The following is an 11,506-nucleotide window of genomic DNA, read 5'->3' as shown; positions in this document are numbered from 1 at the left end:
CGCCTCGCTTTAGGAAAGCGTGCTGATCTTGTCGGGGCGGAAGCCGGCCCAATGGTCCGGACCGGCGACGACGACGGGAAGCTGCATGTAGCCAAGGCCCTTGACCGTCTCGAGCGCGTCCTCATCGATCGAGATGTCGATCACCTCGTAGTTGACGCCCTGACGGTCAAGCGCGCGATAGGTTGCGGTGCACTGGACGCAGGCGGGCTTGCTGTAGACGGTGACGTTCATTTCTTCCTCGTTTGGTCGGCTGGAGCTGGGCATGAAAAGGCATGCGGATACGCAGAAGCGATCCGGCGAAATGCAGGGCTGGCATGATTGCGGCCTGCTCGGATCGAAACGAGCAGCGCAGTTCTTTGTCAGATGCGCGGGTTCCCGCGCCTCTTCATTGGCGAATGACAGGAATTCGATGACGCGGACATGACGTCACCCCGAAGTTGAAGACGGCGCTTCCGGGGAGACGTCGAGACAATCAGGCAGGGTTCATCCTGCCTCAATTACACCTCAGACCCCTCCGGACACCCCGCCCGTGGACGTTTATCGATCGAGGCAGGTCTCCTGGCTCACGGGTCGGTGCTTCTGTCCTGACCTTCCCGAAGCTTCATGCTTCAGTGGCCGAATGCTGGACAGTCGCTCGCCGTTTACAGTTGCGGGGGCAGCCACGGCTTAGCCAAGCGAGATCGCTACGACGCACCGTATTCCCATCTTCGCTCCCAATCCTTGCGAATCGGAAGAACCTCGAACACTAGATATAGTATATGTTGTGAAAATCGCGTCAATAGGTTCGATGCCGCAGCAGTCCGTCAGCGTGGACAATATTTTCTCGGGTGTGGATAACGGCGAGTAAACGACGGCGCCCGCACCAGATCGACATGCAGCCAGGCGACCGGCCGCGCCGTCGGTATGTTGTCGCCGATTGGGCCGAAATAGGTTGCAGGCACGATCGTCTTCGACAATGCCGCCGCAAAAGCGGCAAGATCAATCGCACAAGGAAGTGCTTATGTCTGTATTTTGCTTCTCCCGTAAGCCTGCGAGGCTTGAGGCGGCGGGATGCGGCGCGACGTCGTGATCTGGTCCGCGAGACGAGGGCGCGTTGCCCGGATCAGAAGCCGGTGCGCGCTGCCAGGGAACGGCAATGTCGCCGGCACGTACCCGGATACCTTCATTGTCGCGCGTGAGACCGATATCTCTCAGCTGGAACTCGCTGAATGTATCGATGGTTGTGGTGGCGTCGGCAGCTCTCCTGGCCGCGCTCAAGACATGGCGGATGGTCGATCGCAGCGCGCTGAGCATTGCTAACCCCTTCATTTCTACGGTGATTTGTTCGCGAGAAAATTGAGGATTTTGATGGTTTCGCGCAAAGCGATTTCTCGCATGCTGCCATAAAGAATGCTTATCTCAGGGCATGAGCAAGATTCCCCCCATGAGTGCGGTGCGCGCCTTTGAGGCCGCAGCCAGGCACCTGAGTTTCACCCGCGCGGCGCAGGAGCTCGGCATGACGCAAGCCGCCGTCAGCTACCAGATCCGCCTGCTGGAGGATCGCACCGGCACGCCGCTCTTTGTCCGTCTGCCGCGGGAAGTGCGGTTGACGGCTGCCGGGCGGCAACTTGCGCCGAAGGTGACCGAGGCGCTCGACCTGCTGGGTACGGCCTTCTCAGAGATTGCCGACAAGACCGAACATCACCTGCACATCTCGGTGCTTCCGACCGTCGTCTCAAGTTGGCTTGGTTCCAGGCTCGCCTCGTTTCAGACAGCCCATCCAAACATCAGCATTCGCGTGCACATGTCCACGGAGCTGATCGACTTCAAGCGCGATGCGATCGACCTCGTGGTGCGCAGCGGCAACGGTGACTGGCCGGGCAATGACGTGTTTCCTCTTTTCCCGATCGAATACATGCCCGTCTGCACGCCGACGTTCCTGGAAAAACATCAGCTGAAGGATCCGGCCGACGTTCTCAGGGTGAGGCGCTTCGGCAACGCCAACTGGTGGCGGCGCTGGATGACCGAAACCGGCGTGGAGCCGCCGGCAAGCAACGGCACCGAACTGATCTTCGACGTCCAGGCGATGGATGTGGCGACGACATTGCTCAACCACGGCATTGCCATGGCAGTCTCGACCTTTCTGATCGAGGAGCTTCGCAGCGGAAAACTCGTCCGGCCGTTCAACCATGTGGTCAGGGACGGCCGTGCCTATTGGCTGGTCTATCCGCAAAGCCATCGGCGACAGAAGAAGATCCAGGCGTTTCGCGACTGGATCATTGCCGAGGCGGCTGCGTCGAATGCGCTGCTGGCCGCCGTGGCCGGAGCGCTCCCCTCGGTACGGCCTCAAGCCGACATCGGTGCGAGCGCGCTCATAAGACCTGAATAGGATTTGCTGAGCGGCGGAGCATAGGAGCCGCGCTTGCTGGTCGTCAGTCCTAGCGACACCAACGCCTCGGCCTGCTTGACGGCTGCCGATACGCCATCGATGACCGGAACGCCGTATTCGGCTTGAAGTGCGCGCGCAAGATCGGCCATCCCGGCGCAGCCAAGCACGATCGCCTCGGCGCCGTCCTCAACGAGCGCCAGCTCGATTTCGCACCGCAGCTTCGCCAGCGCGGGCGAAGCCTGGTCCTCAAGCTGCAGCACCGGGATGTCCGCAGCGCGAACCTTTGTCCGGGCACCCATCCCATAGCGTATGACCAGGTTCTCGATAAGCACCCGCGACCGCTCGAGTGTGGTCACGACGGTGAAACGCTGGGCAAGCATGGCGGCCGTCGCCACAGCGGATTCGCAGAGCCCGACCACGGGGATGCGGGCGAGCGCGCGGGCTGCTTCCAGACCAGTATCGTCGAAGCATGCGATGACGGCGGCGTTGGCGCCTGCCGCTTCGCCGTCCCGGATTTCGGTGAGCAGGCCCGGAAGCGCGATCGCGCCGTCATAGTGGCCTTCGATCGAAGCCGGTCCGGATTTGGACGTCCTCGCGATGATCTCCGTGCTCTGCTCCGCGACGGCGCGGGCTGCGGCCGCCGCCTTGTCGGTCATGGAGGCGGTGGTGTTCGGATTGACGATCAGAATGCGCATCGGGGCCTAGCTCATTTTTGCGTGTCGCCGCCGAAGCGTGAGAATGACGGCGAGGGCGATGAGGATGATGGTGAAGGAAAAGAGTGTCGTGACCGTGCCAAGCGCATAAAGCACCGGTGTCGTCACGTTGGTGGTCATCCCGTAGATCTCAAGCGGCAGGGTGTTGTAACTGCCCGACGTCATCAGCGTGCGCGCGAACTCGTCATAGGAGAGCGTGAAGCCGAAGAGGCCGACGCCGATGAGGCTCGGGGCAATCATCGGAAGCACCACGTGCCGGAACGTCTGCCACGGTGTGGCGCCGAGGTCGCGTGCCGCCTCTTCATAAGCCGGCGAAAAGCGATTGAAGACGGCGAACATGATGAGCACGCCGAAGGGCAGCGTCCAAGTGAGATGTGCCCCGAAGCCGGATGAATACCAGGCCGGTTTTAGGCCGAATTGCTGGAAGACGACACCAATGCCAAGCGAGATGATAATCGATGGCACGACCAGGCTGGCGACGGTCAGATAGAAGAGCGCGGTCGCACCTCTGAAGCGATGACGGAAGGCAAGGCCTGCGAGCAGTGCCACAACGACGTTGACGACCATCACCATCAGACCAAGTGTCAAAGACCGACGGAACGAGGCGCCGAAATCACCGACCGCCTGCTGCTCAAACAGGTTGTAAAACCAGTGCAGGGAGAAACCGTTCAGCGGAAATGTGAGGCCGCCGTTTGGCCCTTGAAAGGACAGGATGAGGACCGCCGAAAGCGGCCCATAGAGAAACAGCACGAACAATCCGAAGAAAGCCGCAAGAACGTAGAACCCCATCGTGCGCCGTTCGCGGTCCATGTCAGAGCTCCTTCCGGATGTCGACGACCCGCAGGATCAAAGCGACCATCAAGAGCACGACGATCAGCAGCACGACGGCATTCGCCGCCGCCGCCGGGTATTGCAGCAGCGACATCTGGTTCTTCATCATCAACGCGACCGATGCGCTCTGCCCACCCGACATCACCTGCACCGTCGAAAAATCGGCCATCACCAGCGTCACGACGAAGATCGAACCGATCGCGATACCGGGCTTGGCGAGTGGCAGGATGACGTTCCAGAGCACTTGCCGGCCGCTGGCGCCGCAGTCGCGCGCCGCTTCAATCAGCGAACGGTCGATGCGCATCAGCGTGTTGAAGATCGGCGTCACCATGAAGAGCGTATTGAGGTGAACCATGGCAAGCACGACGGCAAAATCGGAATAGAGCAGCCATTCGATCGGTTGCGGAATGATGCCGAGGTCGATCAGCGTCGAATTGACGAGGCCATTGCGTCCAAGCACCGGGATCCAGGAGATCATGCGGATGATGTTGGAGGTTAGAAACGGCACGGTGCAGATTAGGAAGAGCACCATCTGCATGGTCGTCGTGCGCACGTGGAATGCGAGGAAATAGGCGACCCAGAAGCCGATCAAGAGTGTGAGGCACCAGACGAGGGCGGTGAATTTCAACGTGTTGAGATAGGTCTTCCACGTCACCCACGAACCGAGCGTGTCGACATAGTTCATGGTCAGGAAGTCCGGGTAAAGCCCGGCAAAGTCGTAGTCCCAGAAGCTGACGACCAGAATGGTCAGGATCGGCAGCACGAAGAAGAACCCGAGAATGAGGATGAGTGGTAGCGCCTGCAGATAGGCGCCGAGGCTTTGCATCCAGGCACGGACACTGCTGGGTCTACCGGCCTCGGCCTCCGATGGTTGCGAAATCGTCACTACCGCCATGGTTCATCCTCACGCGTTGCTGGCCGGGTTCCGCTCGCTGCGGGCGGCCCCATTCGAGGGTGCGCCGCAGCGAGGGCATTCCGTCTGTCTCAAGCCGCGATGAATTCGTTCCAGCGCTTGATCATGTAGCGGTCCTCATCCATGACCGAGTTCCAGCAGGCGACCTTGCCCATTCGATCTTCGAAGGAGCCGCCATCGCGCACGGCACCGGCCTTCTCCATGACCTTGCCCTCCGGCGAGAGGATATCGCCCATTGCCGGCTTGCCCTCGACCCAGTAGCCCCACTCGTCCTCGGACATGAAGCCCTTGGCCGTGTCCATGGCGGCCGAATAGTAGCCCTGACGGTTGAGATAGGCGCCGACCCAGCCCGACAGGTACCAGTTGATGTATTCATAGGCCGCGTCGAGCTGGGCGCCCTGGAGATGGGCGGCAAGACCGAGGCCGCCACCCCAGGCGCGATAGCCTTCCTTGAGCGGCTGGTATTTGCACGCGATGCCCTTCGAGCGGACGGCGGCGACGGCCGGTGACCACATGGACTGGATCACCACTTCACCGGAGGCCATCAGGTTGACGCTCTCGTCGAAGGATTTCCAGAAAGCGCGGAACTGACCGTCCTGCTTGGCTTTGATGAGGAAGTCGATCGTCTGGTCGATCTCATCCGTCGTCATGTTGCCCTTGTCGGCATATTTGACGTTGCCCAAGGCTTCCATGATCATGGCAGCATCCATGATGCCGATTGACGGGATGTTGAGGATGGCGGCCTTGCCCTTGAAGGCCGGATCCATGATGTCGGCCCAGCTCGTGATGTCGCGGCCGACGAGATCCGGGCGAATGCCGAGGGTATCGGCATTGTAGATCGTCGGAATGAGCGTCATCCACTGGGTCGGCAACTTCGCGAAGGTCCTGGAATCCTGCGCTTCGACAAAGCCGACCGTGTGGGGGGCGGTGCCTTGGGCGATGACGCTTTCGGGCTTCAGCTTGCCGTCGATGAACAGCGGGACGATCTTGTCGTAGTACTTGATTTTCGAGACATCCATCGGCTGCATCACGCCGGCTGGGAAGACCTTCTTGGCGATCCAGTATTCGATGTCGGCGATGTCGTAGGAATCGGGCTGCGTCACTGCCCGCTGGGCTGCGGCGTCCGAATCCGTCGCAGTCATTTCCAGTGTGATGCCGAGATCCTGTTTGCACTTCTCGGCAATAGCATTGATGTTGGAAACGCCGGTGCCGAACTGGCGCAGCGTGATCGGGTTTTGCGCCCAGATCGTCGGAAAGCCGGTGATCGCCCCGGACCCGGCAATCGCGCCGATGGCCGCGGCGCCGGTCTTGAGCAGCGTGCGACGGGACAGGCCCTCCTTCGAGGTCTTCGGTGTAATTTCATTCGTCATGCGCAGTTCCCCTTTTTTGATGGTTGGTCACTCATGCTGAAAGGCGACCGAGGGGGACGACATCCCCCAGGGTCCAGCTCAGGGACACCGCGTCGCCGACCGACACGGTTCTGTTGAAATAGTCGGCATCGCTGACGATCACTGTGAAGTCGTCGCTGCCGGCGCCATTAACGGTCAGCTTCACTGAAGCGCCGCGATATTCGATGTTGGAGACCACCGCCTGAAAACCGAGGGTCTTTTCCGAGGCAGGTTCGAGGCGAACGCGGTCGGTGCGGATGCCGATGTCGATTGGCGCACCGATTTCCTGAGCGATGTCGCGAACGGCAAAACTCTGGCCACCGGCCACCTCCATCTCGACGATCCCGTCACGGATGGCGCTCACTCGGCCCGAAAGCACATTGTGGTCGCCCATGAAACGGGCGACGAAGGCCGTTGCCGGCTTCTCGAAGACGATGCGCGGCGCTGCCGCCTGCTCGATGCGGCCATCGTTCATCACCACGATCAGGTCGGCCAAAGCCATCGCCTCTTCCTGGCTGTGCGTGACGTGGACGAAGGTGATGCCGAGCGTTTTCTGCAGCTTCTTCAGTTCTGCCCGCATGCGGATCTTGAGGAAGGGATCGAGTGCCGACAAAGGCTCATCGAGCAGCAGAGCTTCCGGTTCGGTGATCAAGGCACGTGCGAGTGCCACCCGCTGCTGCTGTCCGCCCGAAAGCTGCGCCGGCCGACGGCCGGCGTAGGCCTCCATCTGCATCAGCCTCAACATGGCCAGCGCCTTGGCCCGGCGCGTTTCCTTGTCGACGCCCTTCATCTTCAAGCTGAAGGCAACATTGTCGACGAGGTCGAGATGAGGAAACAGGGCGTAGGACTGGAACATCATCGCGGTATTGCGGCGGGCCGGCGGGAAATCGGTCACGACGACATGGCCGAGACGGAGGTCGCCGGAGGAAATGCTCTCGTGGCCGGCAATCATGCGCAATGTGGATGTCTTCCCGCACCCCGACGGCCCCAGAAAACAGCAATAGCTGCCTGCGGGGATCTTGAGGCTGATGGCATGCACGGCGGTTGTCGCGCCGTAGATCTTGGAAACAGATACGATATCGATCTCGGCGGCTTTCGACATGATGGCTTTCTCCTGATCACAGGGAAGATGCATCAAACGTGCCAATCTCGTGCGACGACGATAACTCTATATTTTCGTTTAGGAATCTGGTGTTTTGCCGAATCCGCTATATCCGGCGCAACAACCTTCTGCTCACGAAATGAGCTTTTGTCGTCAATAGGCGCAAATTATTGTATACAATAATGTGAATTTTTGAGCACAGGCACCGCCCGCCTTTTGGCGAGAGGCCAGTCCGGTTTTCCTCCACCTGCCATCGTGGTCGCGCATGGACGTCGGAACGTGACGCTTTCATGGAGAAACTGAAAAACAGCTGAGAACGTCTGTTACCAAACTGACAAGACAGCTCCCTAAACAGTGCGGCCTAAGCACCGAACGGGAGCGACACGGCTTCCGGACGACATGCGCAATGACCATGGTCGGAGGCCCGAATTCCGTGAAGATCATCCAGATCAGCGATACACATCTCAGCCCGTCGAAGCCGCATTTCAACGACAACTGGAATCCTCTGCTCCAATGGATCGAGGCGATGACGCCGGATCTGGTGATCCATACCGGCGACCTGACCATCGACGGCGCCGATCGCCTCGAGGACATCACCTTTGCAATGGAACTGATGGCGCAGCTTTCCGCGCCGGTGCTGATGGTACCCGGCAATCATGATGTCGGGCATCTGCCGGGCTCGGTGCAGCCGGTCGACCCCATCCGTCTTGCCCGCTGGAGAGCACATGCGGGGCAGGACTACTGGTGCTGCGACCGTGGCGATTGGCGTTTCATCGGTCTGAACAGTCAGCTCTTCGGCTTCGACGACGAGGAGGACGAACGGCAGTTCGCCTGGCTAGCCGAGCAATTGCAGACCGCCGGGGACCGTCCAGTCGCGATCTTCGCGCACAAACCGCTTTTCGTCGATGATCCGGGTGAGGGCGATACCGGTTACTGGAGCGTGAGGCCCCGTCAACGCCAACGGCTCTTCGACCTGATGGCCGGCCGCAACGTCGCCCTTCATGCCAGCGGCCATCTTCATTGGGCCTGGACCGGCGAGCAGGAAGGAACATCCCTCGTTTGGGCTCCGCCGACATCCTTCATCGTCGACACCCTCGAGCGCGAGATGCCAGGCGAGCGGCTGGTCGGTGCCGTCGTGCATCGTTTCGAGGGGCGCCAGGTTTCGAGCGAGGTCGTTGCCGTACCGGGGCTGACGACACACATCCTTGATCCGGTGGTTGAGGAGGTCTATCCGCGCGCTGCAAAGACGCCCGTGGAGGTGGTGCAATGACCGTGCTTTCGCTTCGCGGCATCGCCAAGTCCTATGGCGGGAACACGATCCTGAAGAGTATCAGCTTCGAGGCGGAAGCGGGCGAGTTCATCGCGCTTGTCGGGCCGTCAGGATGCGGCAAGAGCACGCTTCTGCGGATCGTGGCGGGACTGGATCACGCCGATCATGGCGATATCGCCATCGCCGGCCGCGATGTGTCGCGGGTGCCGGCCGCGGACCGCAACATCGCCATGGTCTTTCAATCCTACGCACTCTATCCGCATTTGACCGCCGGCCAGAATATTGCGGTCCCGCTCGCCATGCGGCGGCTGACGGCGATGCAGCGCCTGCCGCTTCTCGGCAGCCTGTTGCCGGGCCAGCGGCAGATCTGCGCCGACATCCAGCGCCAGGTCGACGAGATGGCATCGTCCCTGAAAATCGATCACCTGCTTGGGCGCAAGCCCGGACAGATGTCGGGCGGTCAGCGGCAGCGCGTGGCGCTGGCGCGCGCCATGGTCAGGCGACCGAGCGTGTTTTTGATGGACGAGCCGCTGTCCAATCTCGACGCGAACCTGCGCGTTCACGCGCGCGGCGAAATCGTCGACTTGCATCGTCGTGCAGGCGTGCCGACGCTTTACGTCACACACGACCAATCGGAAGCCCTATCCATGGCCGATCGGGTCGCTGTGATGATCGGGGGAAGTCTGCTGCAACTGGCCGATCCCAGGGAGATCTACGATAACCCGTCTCACATCGAAGTCGCGCGCTTTCTCGGCCAGCCGAAAATCAATGTGCTTGAAACACGCATGGACGTATCCGGTGTCGTGCGCTTCGGTGGCCTGGTGCTCGCCGGGGAAAATCGCAGCGCAGCAGAGACACCCGTCATGGTCGGCGTACGGCCAGAGTTTGTGCGGGTCCGGGCCGACAATGGCGGGATGCTGCGCGCGCGTGTCGAACGGATGGAGTTTCTGGGCTCAGAGGTCATCGTTCATACACGCCTCGATGCGATCGGCGGCGCCGTCACGATCAAGTCGACACCGTCCGAGGCTGCCTCTCTGTCGACAGGAATGCCGGTCGGCATCGATGTTACACCGGAGCGCGTTATGCTCTTCGGTCGGGACGGAGAGCGGTTGGCGGCAAAGCCGATCGGCATGATGACGGCGCTGGAGACGGCCAATGGCTAGCGTTGCGACCGTGGATCATTTTGCCGTCGAGCCGGCGGCACGCGAGGCACGCGTCGCCTGGCTGCTGGCGCTGCCGGCGATCGTCCTGCTGTTCCTTTTCATCCTTCTGCCGACGCTGGCAGTCATCGTCCTTGGCTTCACCGATTTCGAACTCGGCTATGCCGGGTTCCGGTTTGTCGGTTTCGAGAACTATGCCGAGCTTGTCGGTGATCGTACCTTCCTCCGGTCGCTCTGGAATACCGCCGTTTATACGATCATCGTCGCTCCGGCATCGATCATTCTCGCGCTGGCGATCGCCATGCTGATCGAGGCCGAAACACGGGGCAGGGCGTTCTTCCGCACTGTCTACTTCCTGCCGGTGGCCTCCCTGCTCGTCGCCATGGCTACCGTCTGGCAATTCCTGTTTCACCCGACGATCGGCCCGGTAAACGCCTTCCTCGCTTTCTTCGGCATCGCCGGTCCGAACTGGCTGGGCGCCTCGGGCACGGTTCTCTATGGGCTCGCCATCATCGGCGTCTGGCAATCGGTCGGCTTCAACATGGTGTTGTTCCTGGCCGGTCTTACGGCGATCCCGCGGGAGCTTTATGCGGCAGCGCAGATCGATGGCGCCAAGTCATGGTTCGATCGCTTTCGGCTCGTGACCTGGCCGATGCTTGGGCCGACGACGCTCTTTGTCACCACGATCAGCGTCATCAATTCGGTCAAGGTGTTCGAGACGGTGAAAACCCTGACTGAAGGCGGTCCGAACAAGGCGTCGGAAGTGCTGCTCTTCACCATCTACCAGGAAGGCTTCGTCTACCTCCGTGTCGGCTATGCCTCGGCGATGACAGTGGTGTTCCTTGCCATACTCGTTGCCCTCATGTTCCTGCAATACCGCGTCCTCGACCGGAAGGTGCACTACGCATGACCACGACCTCCCTTTCCATAGGTCGCGTCGCGCGGCTCACCGTCCTGTCGTTCGGGGCGCTCATCTTTCTCGCTCCCTATATCTTCATGATTTCGACCGCCGGCAAGGCGCAGAGCGAGATCTTCTCGTCGTCGCTCTGGCTGATCCCGCAGCAATGGTCCTACATCGAGAATTTTTCGAAGGCCCTGTCGCGGGTCTCCATGTCGACGTTGCTCATCAACGGGGTCATCGTCTGCGCCCTCATCTTCGTCGTGCAAGTGGTGGTCGCCATCCCCTGCGCCTATGCCATGGCCAAGCTGAGGTTTCAGGCGGCGCGCACCATGATGGTGCTCGTCATGATCGGGCTGCTGGTGCCGATCCATGCGACGGCGTTGCCGCTCTATGTCGCCTTCGACCGGTTGTCGGTACTCAACAGCTATCTGGCGCTGGTTGCTCCGTTCTCGATATCGGTGTTCGCGATCTTCCTGTTCCTCCAGTTCTTCCGCGCCATCCCTGACGATCTCATCCAGGCCGCCCGGCTCGACGGCATGTCGGAAGCGGGCATCGTTGTGCGGGTGGTCGTGCCCAATGCCTGGCCGGCGATCACCGCCTTCGCGATCTTCTCGGTCGTCGCCCACTGGAACGATCTGTTCTGGCCGTTGATCGTCGTGACCAACCAGGATTACGCCACACCGCCGCTCGGCCTTCTCTACTTCCGTGCGGCGGAAGCCGGCGACGACTACGGCGCGCTGATGGCTGCCACGCTGATCATTACCCTTCCTCTCGTCACCGCCTTCCTGCTTGCGCAGAAACGCTTCGTCGAGGGCATCACCATGACCGGGCTCAAAGGCTGACCGGTCCAACCAGGAGTA

11 protein-coding genes, 1 pseudogene and 1 riboswitch are annotated in these 11,506 nt (G+C 60.9%); of the genes and pseudogenes, 5 read left to right on the top strand and 7 right to left on the bottom strand.

Annotation, left to right across the window (positions count from 1 at the left end; genetic code table 11):
- Nucleotides 1-9: 9 nt before the first annotated feature.
- Both nrdH and BC360_RS18560 read right to left on the bottom strand, forming a co-directional pair.
- Nucleotides 10-231 carry a glutaredoxin-like protein NrdH gene (nrdH, locus tag BC360_RS18565; RefSeq protein WP_065786069.1) on the bottom strand — a complete coding sequence of 74 codons (222 nt, stop codon included), beginning with the start codon at nucleotides 229-231 and terminating at the stop codon, nucleotides 10-12.
- Nucleotides 232-530: 299 nt separating this feature from the next.
- Nucleotides 531-756: riboswitch (cobalamin riboswitch) on the bottom strand.
- Between the two features lie 222 nt (nucleotides 757-978).
- Nucleotides 979-1,293 (bottom strand): hypothetical protein, encoded by a 315-nt coding sequence (locus BC360_RS18560; protein ID WP_065796449.1) that lies wholly within the window; start codon nucleotides 1,291-1,293, stop codon nucleotides 979-981.
- A 112-nt stretch (nucleotides 1,294-1,405) separates the two neighbouring features.
- Here BC360_RS18560 and BC360_RS18555 point away from each other — a divergent pair, with 112 nt between their 5' ends.
- Complete coding sequence (locus BC360_RS18555) at nucleotides 1,406-2,368, top strand: LysR substrate-binding domain-containing protein (protein WP_083222622.1); 963 nt, start codon at nucleotides 1,406-1,408, stop codon at nucleotides 2,366-2,368.
- Here BC360_RS18555 and BC360_RS18550 read toward each other — a convergent pair.
- The 5 genes and pseudogenes from BC360_RS18550 to BC360_RS18530 form a co-directional block, all read right to left on the bottom strand.
- Nucleotides 2,326-3,063, bottom strand: coding sequence for an aspartate/glutamate racemase family protein (locus BC360_RS18550; RefSeq protein WP_065796447.1), 738 nt, complete (start codon nucleotides 3,061-3,063; stop codon nucleotides 2,326-2,328). The genes BC360_RS18555 and BC360_RS18550 overlap by 43 nt on opposite strands.
- Nucleotides 3,064-3,069: 6 nt before the next feature.
- Nucleotides 3,070-3,891, bottom strand: a complete 822-nt coding sequence (locus BC360_RS18545; RefSeq protein ID WP_065796446.1) for an ABC transporter permease — start codon at nucleotides 3,889-3,891, stop codon at nucleotides 3,070-3,072.
- Between the two features lies 1 nt (nucleotide 3,892).
- Nucleotides 3,893-4,726: pseudogene (locus BC360_RS18540) on the bottom strand (ABC transporter permease); the annotation flags it as partial.
- Between the two features lie 170 nt (nucleotides 4,727-4,896).
- Entirely contained in the window at nucleotides 4,897-6,195 is a 1,299-nt protein-coding gene (locus BC360_RS18535; RefSeq protein ID WP_065786063.1) for an ABC transporter substrate-binding protein, read from the bottom strand.
- Between the two features lie 31 nt (nucleotides 6,196-6,226).
- Nucleotides 6,227-7,315, bottom strand: coding sequence for an ABC transporter ATP-binding protein (locus BC360_RS18530; protein ID WP_065796444.1), 1,089 nt, complete (start codon nucleotides 7,313-7,315; stop codon nucleotides 6,227-6,229).
- Nucleotides 7,316-7,748: 433 nt separating this feature from the next.
- On the opposite strand from BC360_RS18530, the gene BC360_RS18525 reads away from it, so the two are divergent.
- The 4 genes from BC360_RS18525 to BC360_RS18510 are packed head-to-tail and all read left to right on the top strand — an operon-like array spanning nucleotide 7,749 to nucleotide 11,488.
- Nucleotides 7,749-8,585, top strand: coding sequence for a metallophosphoesterase family protein (locus BC360_RS18525; RefSeq protein ID WP_065796733.1), 837 nt, complete (start codon nucleotides 7,749-7,751; stop codon nucleotides 8,583-8,585).
- The gene (locus tag BC360_RS18520) at nucleotides 8,582-9,748 is read left to right on the top strand and encodes an ABC transporter ATP-binding protein (RefSeq protein ID WP_065796443.1); all 1,167 of its coding nucleotides are present in this window, start codon (nucleotides 8,582-8,584) and stop codon (nucleotides 9,746-9,748) included. Before BC360_RS18525 ends, BC360_RS18520 begins: the two co-directional genes overlap by 4 nt.
- Nucleotides 9,741-10,655: a carbohydrate ABC transporter permease gene (locus BC360_RS18515; protein ID WP_065796442.1), complete on the top strand. Its 915-nt coding sequence runs from the start codon at nucleotides 9,741-9,743 to the stop codon at nucleotides 10,653-10,655. Before BC360_RS18520 ends, BC360_RS18515 begins: the two co-directional genes overlap by 8 nt.
- Entirely contained in the window at nucleotides 10,652-11,488 is an 837-nt protein-coding gene (locus tag BC360_RS18510; RefSeq protein WP_065796441.1) for a carbohydrate ABC transporter permease, read from the top strand. Before BC360_RS18515 ends, BC360_RS18510 begins: the two co-directional genes overlap by 4 nt.
- Nucleotides 11,489-11,506 lie beyond the last annotated feature (18 nt).

Source organism: Ensifer sp. LC163, from assembly GCF_001695855.1.
Classification (GTDB): domain Bacteria; phylum Pseudomonadota; class Alphaproteobacteria; order Rhizobiales; family Rhizobiaceae; genus Ensifer.
This window is presented reverse-complemented; position numbering and strand designations above follow the sequence as displayed.

Coding starts and splice junctions, on each gene's coding strand:
- nrdH (WP_065786069.1), bottom strand. CDS start 231: ATGAACGTCACCGTCTACAGCAAGCCCGCCTGCGTCCAGTGCACCGCA.
- BC360_RS18560 (WP_065796449.1), bottom strand. CDS start 1,293: ATGCTCAGCGCGCTGCGATCGACCATCCGCCATGTCTTGAGCGCGGCC.
- BC360_RS18555 (WP_083222622.1), top strand. CDS start 1,406: ATGAGCAAGATTCCCCCCATGAGTGCGGTGCGCGCCTTTGAGGCCGCA.
- BC360_RS18550 (WP_065796447.1), bottom strand. CDS start 3,063: ATGCGCATTCTGATCGTCAATCCGAACACCACCGCCTCCATGACCGAC.
- BC360_RS18545 (WP_065796446.1), bottom strand. CDS start 3,891: ATGGACCGCGAACGGCGCACGATGGGGTTCTACGTTCTTGCGGCTTTC.
- BC360_RS18535 (WP_065786063.1), bottom strand. CDS start 6,195: ATGACGAATGAAATTACACCGAAGACCTCGAAGGAGGGCCTGTCCCGT.
- BC360_RS18530 (WP_065796444.1), bottom strand. CDS start 7,315: ATGTCGAAAGCCGCCGAGATCGATATCGTATCTGTTTCCAAGATCTAC.
- BC360_RS18520 (WP_065796443.1), top strand. CDS start 8,582: ATGACCGTGCTTTCGCTTCGCGGCATCGCCAAGTCCTATGGCGGGAAC.
- BC360_RS18515 (WP_065796442.1), top strand. CDS start 9,741: ATGGCTAGCGTTGCGACCGTGGATCATTTTGCCGTCGAGCCGGCGGCA.
- BC360_RS18510 (WP_065796441.1), top strand. CDS start 10,652: ATGACCACGACCTCCCTTTCCATAGGTCGCGTCGCGCGGCTCACCGTC.